This window comes from Hasllibacter sp. MH4015 (genome assembly GCF_020177575.1).
Taxonomy (GTDB): Bacteria; Pseudomonadota; Alphaproteobacteria; order Rhodobacterales; family Rhodobacteraceae; genus Gymnodinialimonas.
Genome location: NZ_JAHTBK010000001.1, coordinates 1,214,786 through 1,233,927, shown reverse-complemented (window position 1 = coordinate 1,233,927; position 19,142 = coordinate 1,214,786). Strand labels below are relative to the sequence as shown.

Genomic DNA, 19,142 nt, shown 5'->3' with positions numbered 1-19,142 from the left:
GCCGACCGGAAATCACCCGCGAATGCGCGTTCGCGGATCAGGGGGATCGGGACATCGGGTGGATGGATGCTTGATGTATACCGCCCCGCCGTCGGTGCGGAGCGGAACGGTATGCAAAATGTTATGCAAAAACAGGGATGGGGCCGGGCGGGGCGAGGCCCCCGGCATTCAAAAACGATTGGAAATGCGGGGTTGGTGGCGGACAGGAAGGGATTCGAACCCTCGAGACGGTCTCCCGCCTACGCACTTTCCAGGCGCGCGCCTTCGACCACTCGGCCACCTGTCCAAGGCCGGGTCTACCCAAGATTGGTGGGGAGGTGCAAGGGGGTTAGATGCGATCCGCGGAAGGTGTTTCGCCCGCGCCTCCCTAGGCCAGTTCGATCGTCACCCGGCGGTTCTGCTTGCCCTTGTTCTCGATCTTGGCGATCACCAGTTTCCCGATCTCTCCGGTGCGCTTCACGTGGGTGCCGCCGCAGGGTTGCAGATCGACGCTGTCCCTCCCCTCCCCGATCCGGACGAGCCGTATCCGGCCCGACCCACGGGGCGGTTGCACGGACAGGGTCTTCACGAGGGTCGGGTTGGCGTCCAGCTCTGCCTCCGTGATCCATTCCACCGAGACGGGCAGGTCGCGCGTGACCAGCGCATTCAGTCGCCCTTCGAGGATCTGCTTGTCCTCGGGCGGGTCGGGCATGTTGAAATCGAGCCGCCCCTTATCGGCCCCCACGGCCCCGCCCGTCACGGCCAGCGGGATCACGACCGACAGAAGATGCAGCGCGGTGTGGATACGCATATGGCCGTGCCGCCGGTCCCAGTCGAGCCGTTGGTCGACCGTGGCCCCCACGGGCGGCAGGGCGGACGGCTCTGCCGGGACAAGCACGATGGCGCCCTCCGCGCCCTTGACCGCGGTGGCGATCGGAATGCGCCCGCCGTCCCAATCCAGCGTGCCGCTGTCACCCGGCTGGCCGCCGCCGCGCGCGTAGAAGATTGTGCGGTTGAGGATCACGCCCCCCTCCTCGGTATGGGCCACGACGCGGGCGGCGGCGGAGGTGCGGTAGGGATCGTCCAGAAACAGGGGTTCGGTCATCGTTACTCGGGCGTTGATGGGGACGGGTCGCGCGGATCGGGCGCGGCCTCTGGGTCGGTATCGGTGTCGGGCTCGGCCTCGGCCTCCGGCTCGGACCGGGGGGTGGCATTCGGCAACGCCTCGGGATTGCGCAGCCAGATGTCGCGTTGGGCGAAGGGGATCTCGATCCCCTCGGCGGCGAAGCGTTCCGCGATCTGGTGATGCAATTCGGTCTTCGTAACCACCAACAGGTTGATGTCGCGCAAGATGCAGCGGACCCGGAAATCGAGGCTGTCGGCCCCGAAACCCAGAAAATCGACGCCGGGTTCAGGAAACTTGGCGACGTCGGGGTGGCCATGGGCAATCTCCGACAGGATTTCGGACACGCGTCGTGTGTCTGTGCCGTAGGCCACGCCGACCGTCACGATGGCCCGGCCCACGGTGTTGCCGCGCGTCCAGTTCGTGACCGTACCGGAGACGAAATCGGCATTGGGTACGATCACGTCGGTCTTGTCGAAGGTCTCGATCGTGGTGGACCGCACGGAGATGTCCTTGACGATCCCCATATTGCCGTTGACCTCGATCCAGTCGCCTTCGGAAATCGGACGCTCGATCAGGAGGATGATGCCGGAGACGAAGTTGGACACCACGTTTTGCAGGCCGAAGCCGATGCCCACGGACAGCGCACCGACGACGAAGCCGAGCGCCGTGAGGTCGATGCCCGCGCTGGTCACGGCAATCACGCAGGCCAGCGCGATCCCCACATATCCCACACCGGAGGTGACGGCATTGCGCGCGCCCACGTCGAGCTTGGTGCGCGGCAGAACCGTGCTGCGCAATGCGCCTTGCAAGATGCGGGTGATCAGCAGGCCCGCGGCGAAGACAAGGATGACAGCCAGCACCACGCCGGGGGTGATCCGCGTGTCCCCGACGGAAAACCCTTCAAGGATGCGGGCGTAAAGCTCCCCCAGCCGCTCGGGCCGTATGCCCCAGACGATGGCCAGAAGCGGGGTGGCGGCAAGAAACAGCGCGAAATTGACAAGGACCGGCACAAGCGCGGCATTCGCATCCTCCGCCGTCTTGCGGAAGACGAGCGCGTAGAGGTCGCGGACCACCGCCTGAAGCGCCAGAAGCACCCCGATCAGGAACAGCGTCAGGCCCGTGGGCACCATCAGCGCCTCACCGGCATTGATGTAGCCCACGAGCCCCAGAAGCGGCCCGACGAAGGCCACGACGCGCAGGGCGTTGGCGGCGATACCCAACACGCCCGGCGCGAAGCTGGAGGTCTCCGCCTCCTGCATGTCGGTGCGGATGCGACGCAGAAGCCGCGCGAGGCGCAGGTACATCCACGCCAGCGCAATGTGGACCGGCACCACAAGCACCCCGCGTGCGGCGGGCGGGATCACGTCGAGGCTCGACACGACCTCCACGAAGTTGACCATCCCCATGAAGAGGCCGATCCAGAGGATCGTGCGGCGCGCGGGCGCGCGCAGCTTCGGCGCCATATCGAAGGCTGCGGCGCGGTCTTCATGATCCGGGAACAGCCGCCCGCCGATCCACAGGGCCGCGTAGATGCCGATCACGAGGCTCAGCGCCGCTTCCACCAGTTCCACCGCCTCATCGCTCAGAAGGCCCGAGATTTCGGCGGCCACGACGATCAGCACGATCCCGAAGACGGGCAGCAGCAACTGGCCGAGCGAGACGAGGAACCCAAGCGCGGTACGGCCCCGGCGGCGGTCGGCATCGAGGAACCGCTCGCCCATGCGCGCCACGAATTTACGCCCGCGCAGGATCAGGATCAGCCCGATCAGGATCATGCCGATGATCGCGGGTGCGGCATCGGTGATGTTCGCGCGCACCTCCGGATCGGCCAGAAGGTCGGCGGTATCCGATTGCAGCAGCCGTGCAAGTTCCGCCAATGCGCCAAGGGCCGTGGCCCAGTTCACCGGGTTGGTGGGCGTCGGCTCCAGCTCCAGCAATTCCTGGGTCTGGCGTTCCGCCAGGACGGCGTCGATCTCCGCGATCAGGCCGGCGGCGCGGTTCAGCGCCTCGGTCGCCTGGATGCTTGGCAATTGCGCTTCGGCCAGCCGCTCCTGCAAGGCGGCGCGGCGGGCAGCGATGGCCTCGGGCTCCGTCTCGCCCTCCGCCGGGGCCGGGCCGAGGCCGTCGATCTGGGCCTGAATGGTCTGGATGCGCGCCGCGTTCTGGGATTCGGCGGACAAGAACCGCGCGCGCCAGCGCACAAGCTCCGCCCGGCGGGTCTCGAAAAACGCGGTGGAGGCGACACCGCCCGAGATCAGGTTCTCCGCCGAACTCGCGGCCCGTTCCCACGCGTCGTAATCCACGACGTCCCCGTCGGCCGCCGGCGCGGGGGCCGGCTCTTCCACAGGCTCAAGGCCGCCGGTCTGGGCGATTGCCGGGGGCGACATCGCCACGAGGAGGGTAAGCGCCAGGACAAGGGCCGCACCCAGGCCAGCCAGACGCCGCAGGACCGCGTTCGTCATTCCGCGAAAACCGTCGGCACGTCGCGGCCCGGCCCGTCCATCCAAGGTGGCACCGGCAGGCCCTTTTCGCGCAGGAAATCGGGGTTGAAGAGCTTGGATTGATAGCGCGTGCCGTAATCGCACAGGATCGTCACGATCGTGTGGCCCGGCCCCATCTCCTTCGCCATGCGGATGGCACCGGCCACGTTGATGCCCGAGGAGCCGCCAAGGCACAGCCCCTCGTCGGCGAGGATGTCGTAGACGATCGGCAGCGCCTCCGCATCGGGGATCTTGTAGCAGGCATCGGGCGTGAACCCTTCAAGGTTGGCGGTGATGCGCCCCTGCCCGATCCCTTCGGTAATGGAGTTTCCACCCGCCTCCTGGCCCGTATAGAGCTTGTAAAGGCCCGAGCCTTCGGGGTCCGACAGCGCGACCTTCACACCCTTGGGCTGCAACACCATTCCGACGCCCGCCAGTGTCCCGCCGGAGCCCACGGCGCAGGTAAAGCCGTTTACCTTATGCTCCGTCTGCTCCCAGATCTCCGGGCCGGTCATGTCGATATGGGCCTGTCTGTTGGCCACATTGTCGAATTGGTTCGCCCAGATCGCGCCATTGGGATCGCTTTGGGCCAGCCGTTCGGCCAACCGACCGGAATACTTCACGTAGTTGTTGGGGTTGGAATAGGGGACGGCGGGCACCTCGATCAGTTCGGCGCCCGCGATGCGGATCATGTCCTTCTTCTCTTGGCTCTGGGTGTTGGGGATCACGATCACCGTCTTGAACCCAAGGGACGCACCGACCAGTGCAAGGCCGATGCCAGTATTGCCCGCCGTACCCTCCACGATCGTGCCGCCGGGGCGCAGGTCGCCGCGCGCCACCGCATCGCGGATGATGAAAAGCGCCGCACGGTCCTTGACCGACTGGCCGGGGTTCAGGAATTCCGCCTTGCCCAGGATCTCGCATCCCGTCGCGTCGGAGGCCGCGTTGAGGCGGATGAGGGGCGTGTTTCCGATGGCGGAGGCGAGGTCTTTATGGGTCGTCATGGGTGCACGCCTTTCCGGGGCCGAGAGGTTGCGACAGGAGTAGGAGTTTCGGGGCGCGATCTCAACCCGCGCGGATCATCCCAGACGCACCGTGGATCGCAGGCGGTCGCGGTTCAGCATCAGGTATTGCATCGACAGGATCAGCGGGCCATTGGCCATGTCGCCCTCCGCCAGCATCTTCAGCGCCAGGGCGTAGGGCACCAGATGGCTCAGGATATCCTCGTTCTCCTGCGCGTGGCCGCCGACGCCCACGATGGAATCCGGCAGATCGGCAAGGCCGAGATAGGAGAACAGGACCTGCGCCACACCGCCCGGCGTGGGATAGTAGCGCCCGATGAAATGGAGCGCGCCAAGGGTCAGGCGCGCCTCCTCCCGCGCTTCGCGGCGCGCGCATTGCTCGGCCGTTTCACCGGCATCCAGCAGCCCCGCAATGGGCTCCACCATCCAGGGCGCGGCATCGCCATGGGCGAATGGGCCGAAGCGGAACTGCTCGATCAGTAAGATACGGTCCCGCACCGGGTCATAGGGCAGAACCGTCACGGCATCGGCCACGCGGAAGACGGCGCGTGTCATCGGCCCCGCGGTGCCGCCCTTGAAGGTCGCATGGCTCGCGCGGACCTCTTCCATGTTGAAAAAGCCGTCATGGACATGCTCGGTGCCATGGTGGATGGCATTGGCGCGGGTGAAGCCGCGCCCGACATGGCCCGGCCTGCGCCAACGGCTGGCCCTGACATAAGCCTCCGCCCGAGCGCGGATGATGCCGAAGCGTTGGCCAACCTCTTCCGGGCTCTGCCGGCCCATCTGGCGCATGACCTCGGACGCGGCCTGCACGGATACGTCGCCCCATTGCCGTGCCCAGGCGGGCAGCGACCAATCTTCCCCCGGTGTGCCGGCCTGCTCGGGCGGGAACCACGCCTCCGCCTCGATCTCCGCGCCGTCCCAATGGACGCGAAGGGCGCGGCGGGTATAGCCGAAGCAGGCCTCGTAGAAATCAAGGCGCAGAAGCGATTGCGGCTCAGGGATGATGAGCGCCCCGTCGGCCTCGCAATCCGCGCGCGCCTCCAGCATCGGGTAGGACGCGCCCTTGACCCAGGCCGCGCGATGGCCCGCAAGGCGCGCGGGTTCCATGCGCACCGGCTGGCCCGCCACGAGGTCCAGCAACGGCTGATGGCACAGGGTGCCGAACAGGAAGATCGGGGTCATCGCCTAGCGCCACGCCTTTGCGGCCAGTTCCGTGACCAACCCGCCCACGGCCCCGCCGATCAGGAGCACGCCCCAGATCTCCACCGTCAGCATTTGCAGAAAGTATTCCAGAAACAGGTTCAGCGCGTCCACCGTCGCCTCCCCCGGGCTGTCATAGCGCAGGTCGGAGGAGCGGATGAACATCGTGCGCAGCGCAAACAGCATCAGCCCGAAAAACGCGATCTGGGCCGAGGTGCGGATGCCGTTGGCGATGCCCGATCCAATGCCCGCCCCCGCGCGGTTGCCCATCACCATCCAACCTTGCCAGAGGCCGATGGCGGCGATCGTGTGGGGGAAGTAAGTGGCCGGCGTGCCCTCGGGCATTGTCAGGATCACCTGCAACGCCGCGAACCAGCCCACCGCCATGAACACGATACCGCCGACCAGCTTGGCGCCCGTGGGCATTAGATCGTTCCGATAATCACACCGGCCTCCGCACCGTGATCTGTGTCACGTCGCAATTTCCGAAATGGAACGTCGCCGCGCAAGAGGTCAGGTAGAAATTCCACATCCGGCGGAAGCGATCGTCGAAGCCGAGCGCGGAAATCTGGTCCCATTTCTCGTTGAACGTGTCGTACCAGCGGCGGCAGGTCTGGCTGTAGCTTTCGCCGAATTCCACCGAATGGGCCACCTCCAGGCCCGCGCGCAGGACCTGTTCCCTGAGCACTTTTGGCGCGGGCAACATGCCACCCGGAAAGATGTATTTCTGAATGAAATCAACGCCCCGGCGGTAGACGTCCCACCGCTTGTCCTGCACCGTGATGATCTGGAGCGTGGCCTGCTTCCCGGGCTTGAGCCGTTCGCGCAGCGTGTCGAAGTAGACGGGCCAGTATTTCTCCCCGACCGCCTCGAACATCTCGATGGAAGCGATGCCGTCATATGTGCCCTGTTCGTCACGGTAATCCTGAAGTTTGATCTCCACCCGGTCGCTCAAGCCTGCATCGGCGATGCGTTTGACGGCGTAATCGTGCTGTTCGCGGCTGATGGTGAGGCCCGTGACCTTCAGCCCTCGCTCGCGCGCCGCGTATTCCGCGAACCCGCCCCAGCCGCAGCCGATCTCCAGCACATGGTCGCCGGGCATCGCACCCATCTGATCCACCATGGAGGCATATTTCGCGATCTGCGCCGTCTCGAGGCTTTCCTGCCCCGTCTCGAACAGCGCGCTTGAATAGGTCATCGTGTCGTCCAACCACAGGGCATAGAAATCGTTGCCGAGATCGTAATGGGCCGCGATATTCTTCTTGGCCTGCCGCTTGGAATTGGATTGCAGCCAGAAGCGGAATTTTTCGTAGGCGCGGATAATCCTAAGGCCGAGAAAGCCGTCATAGACCTCGTCATTGTCGGCGTGAACCACGTCGAGGAACCCCTGCAAATCGGGCGTGGACCACCATTCGTCGAGATAGGCTTCACAAAACCCCAGATCGCCCTCGCGGATCAGGCGGGCGAAGATGTCTTCGTTGTGGATGTCCAACTCGCCCACCGGGCCGGGCTTGGAGCCCTCAACCCGGAACAGCCGCCCGTCGGGCAGTCGGAAATCGAGCCGCCCATGTTCCAGCCCCTTGGCCTGATCGAACACCGCCTTGAAGTAGCGCGGCAGATCGCGCTGCCCCTCAAGTGTCGTGAAAACCGTCATTTTTTTCCCTTGTTCCCTGCCCGTTTACGTTTTGGCGGCCCGGTGCGCCCGGAGCAAGTCCTTTACACATAGCGCGTCACTCAAGCACGACACATCCGCGTCAGAAGTTTCGGTTGGAATAGGCGTCCAGCGCCCGTTGCCGCCCCTCCGACGCGCTCACGATCGGGGCATCGGGATAAGCGTCTTCGGGCGACATCGGCCAGGACCGGGGGATCGCCTCGAAATAGCTGCACGCGGTTTGCGGAGGTTGCGACGAAAGCTCGGCCAGCCACCGCGTGCGGTAGCGTGCGTGCCTGTCGAACTTCTCCGCCTGGGTCTCGGGGTTGAAGACGCGAAAATACGGCGTCGCGTCCGGGCCGGAGCCTGCGGACCATTGCCAGCCCATGGCGTTGCTGGCCGGGTCCCAATCCACAAGACAATCCTCGAACCAGTCCAGCCCGATCTTCCAGTGACACATCAGGTGCTTGGTCAGGTAGCTGGCCACCAGCATCCGCGCGCGGTTGTGCATCCGGCCCGTCACATACATCTCGCGCATCGCGGCATCGACGATGGGCATGCCCGTGCGGCCCTGTTTCCACGCCTTCACTTCCGCGCGGCGCTCATCCTCGTTCCACGGAAAGGCATCCCAATCCTCGCGCCAATTGGCGTGGGTGATGCGCGGCGTGTGATGCACGAGGTGATACGCGAAATCGCGCCACACGATCTCCTTCAGGAACGTCTCCGCCCCCTGTTTGCCGTCCTCCATCGCGCGGCGTCCCGCCCACCAGCAGGCCCGCGCGCTGATCTCCCCGTAGGTGAGGTTTTCGGACAGAAGAGAGGTGCCGGTCTTTCCCAGGTTATCGCGCGCATCGGCGTAGTCGTCGATGCCGTGGCCGATGAAATTGGCCAGCCGCGCGCGGGCGGCCCCCTCGCCCACGTTCAGATGGTCGGCCACCACCTCCACGCCCCGGTCCATCGCCGCCCCAAGGTCCCAATCCGCGATATCGTCGGAGGCGGGCCAGCTATCCGGCGCGGGGATCTTGGGCGTGGCCAGGGCATCGCCGGGGTCTCGGTCACGCACGGCTTTCCAGAACGGGGTATAGACCTTGTAAAACGACCCACTGCCCGTCTCCACCGTCCACGGCTCGAACAGGACGTGGCCCCGGTGACTGACGGCTTTGATATCGGCATCCTTCAGCGCCGCCTTCACGCCCTCATCGCGTTTGCGGCTATCGGGATCGTAAAGGCGGTTCCAATGCACCTCCGCCGCGCCGGTATCCTCGATCAGCGCCTGCAATTGTGCCAGCGCATCGCCGCGCCGCAGGATCAGTTTCGATCCCGCCTCCTCCAGGGTCCTCGCGAACGCCTCAACCCCCAGACCCTGCCGCCATTTCGGGGCCGCGCCGTGGCGTTCCACCACCTCGTCGCAGATGAACACGGGGATCACGGGTCCGCCCGCCGCGCAGGCCGCGACCAATGCCGGGTTATCCGACAGGCGCAGATCGCGCCGGACCCAGTAGATGATAGGTTGTGCCATGTACTGCCCGTTAACCGTTTCACGCCAAGTTAGGGCGTGGACGGCGGGGTCAAGTCACTCCGCCGCTTCGACCAGCACCAAATCCCGTTCGGAGGCGTCCTTGGCGTGGCTCAACGCCTCCTGATAGGTGGCGGATTCGTAGCATTCATTGGCCGCGTCGAGGGATGGGAAGAACGCCACGACATTGCGCGGATGGGCGCGGCCTTCCTTCTGGATGGCCCGGCCGCCGCGCGCAAGAAACGTGCCGCCATGGGCCGCGATAGCCTGTGTCGCCAGCGCGGCGTATTTGCCGTAGGCGTCCTCGTCGGTGACGGTCACATGGGCGATCCAATAGGCTCCGGGCATGTCTCAGGCTCCTTTCAAGACGTCTTTGGCAGCGGCGATGGCATCGTCTGCCTTGCTGGCATCGGCCCCGCCGCCCTGTGCGAAATCGGGCCGCCCGCCGCCGCCCTTGCCACCAAGCACGGGCGTGGCCGCGCGGACAAGGTCCACGGCGCTGATGCGGTCCGTCAGATCATCGGTCACACCGGCGGCGACGGCGGCCTTGCCGCCCGCATCGGCGATCAACAGGACCGCGCCAGACCCAAGGCGCGCTTTGTGTTCATCCACGATCGCCGCCAGATCCTTACCCGTCACGCCGCTTAACACCTGCGCGTGGAAGGCGATGCCCCCCACCTCTGCGGCGTCCGGCGTGCTCGCCCCACCCGCCATGGCCAATTCGCGGCGCAACTGCGACACCTCGTTTTCCAGCTTCTTGCGCTCGTCCTTGAGCGCCTTGATCCGGTCAAGCACATCGCCCGGTTGCGCGTTCAGTTCCAGCGCAAGCGCGCCCATGCGGTGATCCTGTTGCGACAGGTACTCGAACGCCGCGGGTCCGGTCAGCGCCTCGATCCGACGCACCCCGGCCGACGACGCGCTGTCGCCGAGCGTCACGAACACCCCGATATCGCCCGTGCGCGTCACATGGGTGCCGCCGCACAATTCCAGCGAATAGGTGTTGCCGTCCATGCCTTTCCCAGACCCGTCGAGCGTGCCCATGCTGACCACCCGCACCTCGTCCCCGTATTTCTCACCAAAGAGCGCCTGCGCGCCCAGGCCCCTTGCATCGTCGGGCGTCATGATCCGCGTGTCGACGGGGGCGTTTTGGCGAATGAATGCGTTCACCTCCGCCTCGATCCCCGCCAATTCCTCCAGGCTCAGCGCCTTGCCGTGGGAGAAGTCGAAGCGCAGCCGGTCCGGCGCGTTCAGCGAGCCGCGCTGGGCCACGTGATCGCCAAGTGCGCGGCGCAGGGCCTCGTGCAGCAGGTGCGTGGCGGAGTGATTGGCGCGGATCGTGGTGCGCCGATCGTGATCGACGCGCAACTCCGCCCCCTGCCCCGGCTTCACCTCCCCCTCGGTGACGTGGCCGATATGCAGGAACACATCCGCGACCTTGCGGGTGTCGGTGATGGTGACGGTGCCGGTTTCGGTGCGGATGACGCCGGTATCCCCCACCTGCCCGCCCGATTCCGCGTAGAATGGCGTCTGGTTCAGCACCAGCGTCACGTCGCCCTTGGCCGCATCGACCCGCGCGCTGTCCGTGACGAGCGCAAGGATCTGCCCCTCCGCCACTTCCGTGTCATAGCCGAGGAATTCCGTCACCCCGTGCTCTTCCGCGATGTCGAACCAGATCGTCGCGTCCGCGGCATCGCCCGAACCGGACCACGCCGCGCGCGCCTTGGCCTTCTGCTCGGCCATGGCGGCATCGAAGCCGTCCGTGTCCACGCCGCGCCCCTTCTCGCGCAGCGCATCCTGCGTCAGATCCAGCGGGAAGCCGTATGTGTCGTAGAGCTTGAAGGCCGCCGCGCCGGGCAGGTCGCTGCCCTCGGGCAGGTCGGCAAGCTCCTCATCCAGCAGCTTCAGGCCGCGGTCGAGGGTCTGACGAAACCGTTCCTCCTCCAGCTTCAGGGTCTCGGCAATCAGCGCCTGCGCCTGCCCCAGTTCCGGATAGGCCTGGCCCATCTGGCTGACCAATGCGGGGACAAGGCGGTGCATCAACGGGTCCTTGGCACCCAGAAGATGCGCGTGCCGCATCGCACGCCGCATGATCCGGCGCAGGACATAGCCGCGCCCGTCATTGGACGGCATCACCCCGTCGGCGATCAGGAAGCTGGTCGAGCGCAAGTGATCGGCGATCACGCGGTGATGCACGTTCTGGGTGCCGTCGATGTCGGTCGATGACGCATTCGCCGACGCCTCCATCAGCGCGCGCATCGTGTCGGTGTCGTAATTGTCATGGCTGCCCTGCAAGAGCGCCCCGATCCGTTCCAGCCCCATACCGGTGTCGATGCTCTGCATATCCAGCGGCACCATGGAGCCGTCGGCGAATTGCTCGTTTTGCATGAAGACGATGTTCCAGATCTCGATGAACCGGTCCCCGTCCTCCTCCGCGCTGCCCGGGGGGCCGCCCCAGATATGATCGCCGTGGTCATAGAAGATCTCGGTGCACGGCCCGCACGGGCCGGTCGGGCCCATCTGCCAGAAATTGTCTGAGGTCGCGATGCGGATGATCCGGTCCTCCGGCACGCCGACCTTCTTCCAGATCTCGAACGCCTCGTCATCGGTGTGGTAGACCGTCGTCAGCAGTTTCGACTTGTCGATGCCGAAATCGCGGGTGATCAATTCCCACGCGAAGGCGATGGCATCGTCCTTGAAGTAATCGCCGAAGCTGAAATTTCCCAGCATCTCGAAGAACGTGTGGTGCCGCGCCGTGTAGCCCACGTTGTCGAGGTCGTTGTGCTTGCCGCCGGCGCGCACGCATTTCTGGCTGGTCGTCGCGCGCTGGTAGTCGCGTTTTTCGACCCCGGTGAAGAGGTTCTTGAACTGCACCATGCCGGAATTGACGAACATCAGCGTTGGGTCATTGCGCGGCACCAGCGGGCTTGACGGCACGACCTCGTGGCCCTGCCGGGCGAAGTAATCAAGGAAGGTCGAGCGGATATCGTTGAGGCTGGTCATGGGCGCGCGTCCGTGGCTTGGGGTGCAGGGGCCGATGTATCCCCGCGACCCGGCCCTGTCCACAGGAGGCAAACGAAAAAGGGCGGCCCGATCGGACCGCCCCTTGCACCTTCGGATCGTGGCGACTTATTCGTCGTCGTCGAGGATGTCTTCGTCGCCGTCCCGCGCCATCTCGAAATCGAGGCCGTGGGCCGCGCGGATCTTGTCTTCGATCTGCAACGCGATGTCGGAATTCTCCTTCAGGAAGGCCTTGGCATTCTCGCGCCCCTGGCCGATCCGCTCATCGCCGTAGCTGAACCAGGACCCGGACTTTTCGACCACCCCGGCCTTCACGCCCAGATCCAGCAATTCGCCCATCTTGGAGATGCCTTCGCCGTACATGATGTCGAATTCCACCTGCTTGAACGGCGGCGCCACCTTGTTCTTGACGACCTTCACGCGGGTGGCGTTGCCGACGACCTCATCGCGGTCCTTCAGGGCGCCGATGCGGCGGATGTCCAGCCGGACGGAGGAGTAGAATTTCAGCGCGTTGCCGCCCGTCGTCGTCTCGGGCGAGCCGAACATGACGCCGATCTTCATGCGGATCTGGTTGATGAAAATGACCGTGCAGCCGGAGCGGTTGATGGAGCCCGTCAGCTTGCGCATCGCCTGGCTCATCAGGCGGGCATGGACACCCACCGACGAGTCGCCCATGTCGCCTTCCAGCTCGGACTTTGGCGTCAGCGCCGCGACCGAGTCGACGATGACCATCGAGACCGCGCCGGAGCGCACCAGCGTATCGACGATCTCGAGCGCCTGTTCACCGGTATCGGGCTGCGAGATCAGCAGCTCATCCAGGTTCACGCCGAGTTTCTTGGCATATTGCGGATCAAGCGCATGTTCTGCGTCCACGAAGGCGCAAACGCCGCCCTTCTTCTGTTCCTCGGCCACGCAATGCAGCGTCAGCGTGGTCTTGCCCGAGCTTTCCGGGCCGTAGATTTCCACGATGCGGCCCTTCGGAATGCCACCGATCCCCAGTGCGATGTCGAGGCCAAGCGACCCGGTCGACGTGGAGTCGATATCCGGCAGCGCGTTCTCGCCGCCCAGTTTCATGATCGACCCTTTACCGAACTGCCGTTCGATCTGGGCCAATGCGCTGTCGAGGGCCTTTTGCTTATCGGCCGAGATACGGTCAGTCATGTCGAGAAGGTTCGCCGTTGCCATGGAGTTTCATCCTTATGTCATGCCGCGGGGCGTGGCGGCAATGGGGCCGGTCCGGGTCTTTGGATCCCGATATCCGGCATGCTCTTGTTCACCTCTTGTTCCACTTCTCACTAGCAAACAAAACGAGAACAATTCAAGTTAATTCTTCTGTGCTGTGATATTTCGCGGGCAGACGTTAACAATCGGTTACGGGCGGGCGGATTTCGCGGGAAGGCTTTGGGATGCTGGTGTTTTGGAAAGCGCGACTGGTGCTTCTGGCGGTGCCGAAAACCGGCACGACGGCGCTGGAGGAGGCGCTTTTGCCCCACGCGGATGCGGCGATTCTCAACCCGCCGCAGCAAAAACACTGCACCGTGCGGCGCTATCGCAACCAGCTTCAGAAGTTTTTCGAGCAGCGCGGGCAGCGGCATCTTGAGCTGATGGCGGTGGTGCGCGAGCCGGTGGGATGGCTGGAAAGCTGGTATCGCTACCGCGCCCGCGATCAGATCAGGGGCACCGCGAATTCCACCGCCGATATTAGCTTCGATGCGTTCGTGGAGGCGTGGCTGCAAGACGATCCGCCGGCCTTCGCCAGGGTCGGGCGGCAATCGCGCTTCGTGTCGGAAGAGGACGGCGCGTTGGGCGTGGATCACCTGTTCCGCCACGACCGCCTGGAGGAGGCCGTGCGATTCGTGGAAGGCCGGATCAAGGCGCAGCTCGATCTGGGCTACAGCAACGTGTCGCCAGCCCGCGACGTGCACCTGAGCGACGCGATGGAACAGCGGTTGAGATCGGAAGCGCCCGAGGAATTTGCGCTCTGGTCTCAGGTTGTTGCGGCGCGTCCTTAATGCAATTGCCGCCGCACGGTTTCGGTTAAGTCCGTGAGTGAAAACGGTTTCGGCAAGAAGACGGATCCGGGCACCCCGATGGAGCCCTCGTCAAAGGCATTTTCCGCGTAGCCCGACACGAAGACCACCTTGGTATCGGGGCGGTCCTTGATCGCCTCCCGCACCCAGGTCGGGCCGTCCATGCCGGGCATGATGACATCGGTAACGAAAAGGTCCACGGCCAGATCCGCGTCGGACAGCGTCTCCAGCGCTTCTTCCGCGCTTCCCGCCTCGATCACCGAATAGCCGCGCAGGCGCAACGCGCGGGAGGCGAAGGCCCGCACCGGCGCCTCATCCTCCACCAGCAGCACGACACCCGGCGCGCGATCCGGCATCTCCGCCTCGGCCCCCGCAGGGACGATCTCGGCCTCCGCCTGCGCAGCCGGGGCGCGCGCGTCGTCCTGCACATGGGCGGGGATGTAGATCGTGAAGGTCGTGCCCGCGCCCACCACGCTGTCGACGAAGATGTAGCCGCCGGTCTGCTTGACGATGCCGTAAGCCATCGACAGGCCAAGCCCCGTGCCTTCGCCGGTGCGCTTGGTGGTGAAGAACGGCTCGAAAATGCGGTTCAGCTTGTCGGGCGGGATGCCGTGGCCGTGGTCGCGCACGCGGATCGTCACGTAGGAGCCCGGCGGGACGACCGCCTGGTCGCGGTTCATCGGCTCGGCCAGGTTCACCATCCGCGTCTCCACCCGCACTTCGCCGCCATCGGGCATCGCGTCGCGGGCATTGACGACCAGGTTCATGATGACCTGATCCAACTGCCTGCGATCGGCGCGGATCGGCAACAGATCGGGATCGTTGGATTGGCTGAGCTTTATCCGCTCCCCCACCAGACGGTTGAGCAGATGGGTCAATTCCCCCAGCGAATCGCGCAGGTCGAGCACTTCGGGCTCCAGCGTTTGCTTGCGCGAGAAGGCGAGCAACTGACCCACGAGGCTGGCGGCGCGGTTGGCGTTCTGGTTGATCTGCACCAGATCGGCGTAATCCGGATCGCCCTGGTCGTGGCGCAGCATCAGCAGATCGCAGTGACCGGTAATCGCCGTTAGCAGGTTATTGAAATCGTGGGCAACCCCGCCCGCCAATTCGCCGATCGCCTGCATCTTCTGGCTTTGAACGAATTGCTGCTCCAGCGTCTTGAGCTCCGTCGCGTCGTGCAGCACGGCCAGAAGCGAGGGCCCGGTTCCGTCCACGATCCGGCTGAGCGAGATTTGCAGGAACGTCTCCTCCCGCCGCTGCTTGGCGCGCGCGACCTCGGGTCGGTTCGCAACCCGCTCGGCCAGCGTATCGGCGACCCAATCGTTCACCGGGCGGCCCAGGTTTTCCACGAAGCGCGACAGCGGGCCGGTCATGCCGGGGTCGATCCCCAGAAGCACCTGCGCGTGGTGGTTCGATGCCAGAACCTCTCCGTCTGCGCCGATATGCAGAAGGGCCACGGGAAGCGATTCAAAGGCGCGCGCGGCAACGGAAGCCGCAGGCGGCTCCGCCAGGCCCGGCACGGCGTAAATCTCCCGCCGGCCGTCCTTGGCCGAGACGACGATCGGGATCACTTCGATCGTGCCATCTGCGCCGGTCAGGCTGGATCGCCGCCCGGCGACCAGCGGCTGGTCGGGAAGCACGTCTTCCAGCGTCGTGGCCCGCCGCCCCAGCACGTCCCGCATCGCGGCGTTCATCGACAGGACCGTGTCATTGTGGCTGACCACCATCATCGGCAAGCCGATCCATTCCCCGTGGCGCGTCTGGCCATCGGCCATATCCTCCAGCCGCCAGATCGTGCCGCCATGCATCCGGTGGGCGGCCAGACGGACCGTCCCGCGCGGTGTCACCACGATTTCGTGGGCCGAGGCGCGGCGGCCAAGGGCGGTTTCATGGCGGAAGACGACGGCGGCGGCATTGGGCAGCACCCCCGCAATCGCGCGCGCCATGGGCAGGCCGGTGCGTTGTCCGAACCGCCGTTCCGCCGCGACATTCTGCAACACGATAGCCCCGTCTTCATCCGTGCAGAAACACGGGGCGGGGTCGTGCTGGATCAGGGCGAAGGCCGATTGGAACGTGGTGCGCGCGCGCCACAGGCGGTACATGTCGCGGATCGTTACCAGCGCCGCCGCCGCAAGACAGCCGCCGGTCGCCGCCATCAGCCCAAAGCGCAATTCCGGCCCCGGCGCGAAATAGGCCGCAAGCCCACCCACGATGCCGAGAACCAGCAACAGAATCGGTTGCACGAACGGACGAATGGCCTGCCCGTCCCCAAAGCCGTTATCGGTTGCTTCGTCACTCACGCCTGGATCAGCCCCTGTGAAACGCACGGGATTCCGCCGCGCGCGGATATCCACCTTACCATCACTGGTCCGCGAAATAGGTTAATTTTGATTTAAGCCTGAACGCAGCGCCTAGAGTTTTCCACATTTAGGCCCGGCGCAGGACGCAGGTGAAGAACCCGTCGGACGCCGTGAGCGGCAGATCGAGGTGCTGGAATACGATGCTCCACCGGGGATCGCGCGCGTAAAACGCCGCGATGCGCGCCTCGTTCTCCGCCTCGAAGAGCGAGCATGTCATGTAGACCAATTGCCCTCCCGGGCCGGTCAGTGCCGCTGCCGCATCGAGGATCTCATCCTGCACCTTGGTCAGCGCCGCGACATCATCGGGCGTCGTGCGCCATTTCGCTTCCGGATCGCGACGCCATGTGCCGCTGCCGGAACACGGGACATCCGCCAGCACGGCATCATAGGGCGCGCGACTTGTCAGATCGGCGCCCTCTACGGTCGCGATTTCCACACCGGCCCGCGCGGCACGTGGGCCAAGATCCACCATGCGCCGAGGATTGGCGTCATGGGCGAACAACTCCGCCCTGACCCGGTCCGCGATGGCAAGGCTCTTGCCGCCGCCGCCCGCGCAATAATCCAGGATGCGCCCCCCGTCGGGCCAATCGACCCGGGCGATGGCGGCCTGCACCGACAGGTCCTGCAATTCCACCAGCCCGCCCGTATAGGCATCGCTGAGCTTCACGCGGCGCGCGTTTTCGGTGACTTCAAGGGCGGTCAGGACTTCGCCATGGGCCTCGGTCAGGATGCCGTCTTGCGCCAGGGCATCCGCCGCCCCGTCGCGGGATATGCGCGACAGGTTCACGCGCAACCAGACCGGGGCGCGGTGGGCGAAGCTGGCGAACAGCTCCGCCGCCATGTCCGGGGCCCGGGCCGCCAGCAAGCCGCGCGCCCAGTCAGGGATGTCCCGTTCCGGATCGTGGGGCTGCGGCGACACAGCTGCTTCCTCTGGCCGAAGCGGCGCGGGCGCGTGACCCTCCCCGGTGAAAAGCCTCGATAGGTCCTGGCCCTGCAGGCGGCGCAGGCCAAGGATCAGGCCGCGCCCCGTCTCAGCCCCGCCCGCCGCGGCGCAGGACGCCTTTTGCCGCAACACATCGTAGACATGGTCGCGCACGGCCGCCCGGTCCTTGGAGCCCGCATAACGCGCGCCCCGTGCCCAGGTCGTCAGCGCCTTCTCCACCGGCTGGCCGGACAGCCAGGCGTCCAGCACCTCCATCGCGGCGGACAGGCGCGCGCCGGGCGTCATGGTAACGTATCACATGAAGATCGGCCGATAACCATCTCAACCCGCGCGGTAATTCGGGCTTTCGCGGGTGATCTGGACATCGTGGACATGGCTTTCCTTCAGGCCCGACCCGGTGATCCGCACGAAGGTGCAATCGCGCCGCATCTGGTCGACCGTCGCGCAGCCGGTATAGCCCATCGCGGCGCGCAGGCCCCCGATCAACTGATGCACGACCGTCCCGGCGGACCCCTTGTAAGGCACCTGCCCCTCGATCCCCTCCGGCACGAGCTTGTCGCTGGCCGCATCCTTCTGGAAATACCGATCCGCCGAGCCGCGCGCCATGGCGCCCAGGCTCCCCATGCCGCGATAGCTCTTGTAGCTGCGGCCCTGGTAAAGGATCACCTCACCCGGGCTTTCGTCGGTGCCCGCGATCATCGAGCCGACCATGGCGCAATGGGCGCCCGCCGCGATGGCCTTGGCGAAATCGCCCGAGAACTTGATGCCGCCATCGGCGATGACCGGCGTGTCGGTCTTCAACGCCTCCGCCGCGCAATCGGCAATGGCGGTCAACTGCGGCACGCCCACACCCGCCACGATCCGCGTGGTGCAGATGGAGCCGGGGCCGATGCCCACCTTCACCGCATCCGCGCCCGCGTCGATCAGGGCGCGCGTCGCCTCCGCCGTGGCGACATTGCCCGCCACCACCTGCACTTCGTTCGACAGGCCCTTGACCCGCTCCACCGCGCGCGCGACGCCTTCGGAATGGCCATGGGCCGTGTCGATCACGATCAGGTCGCAGCCCGCATCGACCAGCGCCTCCGACCGCTCGAACCCCGCATCGCCCACCGTTGTTGCGGCGGCCACGCGCAGGCGGCCCAGCGGGTCCTTGCAGGCCTGCGGGTTCAGCACCGCCTGTTCGGTGTCGCGTAACGTCAGAAGGCCCGTGAGCGCGCCCTTGCCATCGGTCACCAGCAGCTTCTCGATCCGCCGCGCCTTCATCAGGGAAATCGCTTCGTCCCGGTCGGCGGGTTCGCGCAGGATGGCGAGGTCGTCTGCTGTCATCATCAGGCGCACCGGCGTCCTGTCGTCCTGCGCAAAGCGCATGTCGCGGTTGGTGACGATGCCCAGCACGCGGCGGTTTTCATCCACCACCGGGAAGCCGGAAAAGCCGTAGCGCTCCGCCAGTTCGCGCGCATCGGCGAGGGTCTGGTCGGGGGTCAGGGTGACGGGATTGTAGACGATCCCGCTCTCGAACCGCTTGACGCGCCGTACTTCGCGGGCCTGGGCGTCGATGTCGAGGTTGCGGTGGATGACCCCCATGCCGCCCGCCTGCGCCATGGCAATGGCCATCCGCGCCTCTGTCACCGTGTCCATGGCGGAGGACAGGAGCGGGATATTCAGCGCGATGCTCTTGGTGACTTGCGTGCGCGTATCGGCATCCGACGGCAGCACGGCGCTTTTGCCAGGAACAAGGAGAACATCGTCAAATGTGAGGGCCTCGCGAATCTCCATCAGGGTGTCTCCTTGGAGGGTGTCGGTTGGCACGTCCC

14 protein-coding genes and 1 tRNA gene are annotated in these 19,142 nt (G+C 65.6%); 1 reads left to right on the top strand and 14 read right to left on the bottom strand.

Annotated elements, in window-relative coordinates:
* Positions 1-196: 196 nt before the first annotated feature.
* From KUW62_RS06490 to recA, 11 genes are all read right to left on the bottom strand, one after another.
* Positions 197-286 (bottom strand) — tRNA-Ser (locus KUW62_RS06490).
* Positions 287-367: 81 nt separating this feature from the next.
* The gene (locus KUW62_RS06485) at positions 368-1,084 is read right to left on the bottom strand and encodes an alanyl-tRNA editing protein (protein ID WP_224814693.1); all 717 of its coding nucleotides are present in this window, start codon (positions 1,082-1,084) and stop codon (positions 368-370) included.
* Positions 1,085-1,086: 2 nt separating this feature from the next.
* On the bottom strand, positions 1,087-3,567 hold the full coding sequence (locus KUW62_RS06480; RefSeq protein WP_224814692.1) for a DUF3772 domain-containing protein: 2,481 nt from the start codon (positions 3,565-3,567) through the stop codon (positions 1,087-1,089).
* On the bottom strand, positions 3,564-4,589 hold the full coding sequence (locus tag KUW62_RS06475) for a cysteine synthase A (RefSeq protein ID WP_224814691.1): 1,026 nt from the start codon (positions 4,587-4,589) through the stop codon (positions 3,564-3,566). Before KUW62_RS06475 ends, KUW62_RS06480 begins: the two co-directional genes overlap by 4 nt.
* Before the next feature lie 75 nt (positions 4,590-4,664).
* Positions 4,665-5,792 (bottom strand): NUDIX domain-containing protein, encoded by a 1,128-nt coding sequence (locus KUW62_RS06470; RefSeq protein ID WP_224814690.1) that lies wholly within the window; start codon positions 5,790-5,792, stop codon positions 4,665-4,667.
* 3 nt (positions 5,793-5,795) lie between these two features.
* Positions 5,796-6,236, bottom strand: coding sequence for a TrgA family protein (locus KUW62_RS06465; protein ID WP_224814689.1), 441 nt, complete (start codon positions 6,234-6,236; stop codon positions 5,796-5,798).
* A 16-nt stretch (positions 6,237-6,252) separates the two neighbouring features.
* Complete coding sequence (locus KUW62_RS06460; RefSeq protein ID WP_224814688.1) at positions 6,253-7,464, bottom strand: cyclopropane-fatty-acyl-phospholipid synthase family protein; 1,212 nt, start codon at positions 7,462-7,464, stop codon at positions 6,253-6,255.
* Positions 7,465-7,564: 100 nt separating this feature from the next.
* Positions 7,565-8,980, bottom strand: coding sequence for a deoxyribodipyrimidine photo-lyase (locus KUW62_RS06455; protein ID WP_224814687.1), 1,416 nt, complete (start codon positions 8,978-8,980; stop codon positions 7,565-7,567).
* Positions 8,981-9,034: 54 nt separating this feature from the next.
* The gene (locus KUW62_RS06450) at positions 9,035-9,325 is read right to left on the bottom strand and encodes a DUF1330 domain-containing protein (RefSeq protein WP_224814686.1); all 291 of its coding nucleotides are present in this window, start codon (positions 9,323-9,325) and stop codon (positions 9,035-9,037) included.
* A 3-nt stretch (positions 9,326-9,328) separates the two neighbouring features.
* A complete protein-coding gene (gene alaS / locus KUW62_RS06445; protein ID WP_224814685.1) occupies positions 9,329-11,977 on the bottom strand; it encodes an alanine--tRNA ligase in 2,649 nt (882 codons plus the stop codon).
* 126 nt (positions 11,978-12,103) lie between these two features.
* On the bottom strand, positions 12,104-13,180 hold the full coding sequence (gene recA / locus KUW62_RS06440; protein ID WP_224814684.1) for a recombinase RecA: 1,077 nt from the start codon (positions 13,178-13,180) through the stop codon (positions 12,104-12,106).
* Between the two features lie 221 nt (positions 13,181-13,401).
* Here recA and KUW62_RS06435 point away from each other — a divergent pair, with 221 nt between their 5' ends.
* Positions 13,402-14,007 carry a gamma-glutamyl kinase gene (locus KUW62_RS06435; RefSeq protein WP_224814683.1) on the top strand — a complete coding sequence of 202 codons (606 nt, stop codon included), beginning with the start codon at positions 13,402-13,404 and terminating at the stop codon, positions 14,005-14,007.
* Here the strand turns inward: KUW62_RS06435 and KUW62_RS06430 are convergent.
* From KUW62_RS06430 to guaB, 3 genes are all read right to left on the bottom strand, one after another.
* Positions 14,004-16,325 (bottom strand): ATP-binding protein, encoded by a 2,322-nt coding sequence (locus KUW62_RS06430; protein ID WP_224814682.1) that lies wholly within the window; start codon positions 16,323-16,325, stop codon positions 14,004-14,006. The two genes, KUW62_RS06435 and KUW62_RS06430, sit on opposite strands and share 4 nt — an antisense overlap.
* Positions 16,326-16,452: 127 nt before the next feature.
* Positions 16,453-17,613: an RsmB/NOP family class I SAM-dependent RNA methyltransferase gene (locus KUW62_RS06425; protein WP_224814681.1), complete on the bottom strand. Its 1,161-nt coding sequence runs from the start codon at positions 17,611-17,613 to the stop codon at positions 16,453-16,455.
* Between the two features lie 36 nt (positions 17,614-17,649).
* A complete protein-coding gene (gene guaB, locus KUW62_RS06420) occupies positions 17,650-19,104 on the bottom strand; it encodes an IMP dehydrogenase (RefSeq protein WP_224814680.1) in 1,455 nt (484 codons plus the stop codon).
* Positions 19,105-19,142 lie beyond the last annotated feature (38 nt).

Coding starts and splice junctions, on each gene's coding strand:
- KUW62_RS06485 (WP_224814693.1), bottom strand. CDS start 1,084: ATGACCGAACCCCTGTTTCTGGACGATCCCTACCGCACCTCCGCCGCC.
- KUW62_RS06480 (WP_224814692.1), bottom strand. CDS start 3,567: ATGACGAACGCGGTCCTGCGGCGTCTGGCTGGCCTGGGTGCGGCCCTT.
- KUW62_RS06475 (WP_224814691.1), bottom strand. CDS start 4,589: ATGACGACCCATAAAGACCTCGCCTCCGCCATCGGAAACACGCCCCTC.
- KUW62_RS06470 (WP_224814690.1), bottom strand. CDS start 5,792: ATGACCCCGATCTTCCTGTTCGGCACCCTGTGCCATCAGCCGTTGCTG.
- KUW62_RS06465 (WP_224814689.1), bottom strand. CDS start 6,236: ATGCCCACGGGCGCCAAGCTGGTCGGCGGTATCGTGTTCATGGCGGTG.
- KUW62_RS06460 (WP_224814688.1), bottom strand. CDS start 7,464: ATGACGGTTTTCACGACACTTGAGGGGCAGCGCGATCTGCCGCGCTAC.
- KUW62_RS06455 (WP_224814687.1), bottom strand. CDS start 8,980: ATGGCACAACCTATCATCTACTGGGTCCGGCGCGATCTGCGCCTGTCG.
- KUW62_RS06450 (WP_224814686.1), bottom strand. CDS start 9,325: ATGCCCGGAGCCTATTGGATCGCCCATGTGACCGTCACCGACGAGGAC.
- alaS (WP_224814685.1), bottom strand. CDS start 11,977: ATGACCAGCCTCAACGATATCCGCTCGACCTTCCTTGATTACTTCGCC.
- recA (WP_224814684.1), bottom strand. CDS start 13,180: ATGGCAACGGCGAACCTTCTCGACATGACTGACCGTATCTCGGCCGAT.
- KUW62_RS06435 (WP_224814683.1), top strand. CDS start 13,402: ATGCTGGTGTTTTGGAAAGCGCGACTGGTGCTTCTGGCGGTGCCGAAA.
- KUW62_RS06425 (WP_224814681.1), bottom strand. CDS start 17,613: ATGACGCCCGGCGCGCGCCTGTCCGCCGCGATGGAGGTGCTGGACGCC.
- guaB (WP_224814680.1), bottom strand. CDS start 19,104: ATGGAGATTCGCGAGGCCCTCACATTTGACGATGTTCTCCTTGTTCCT.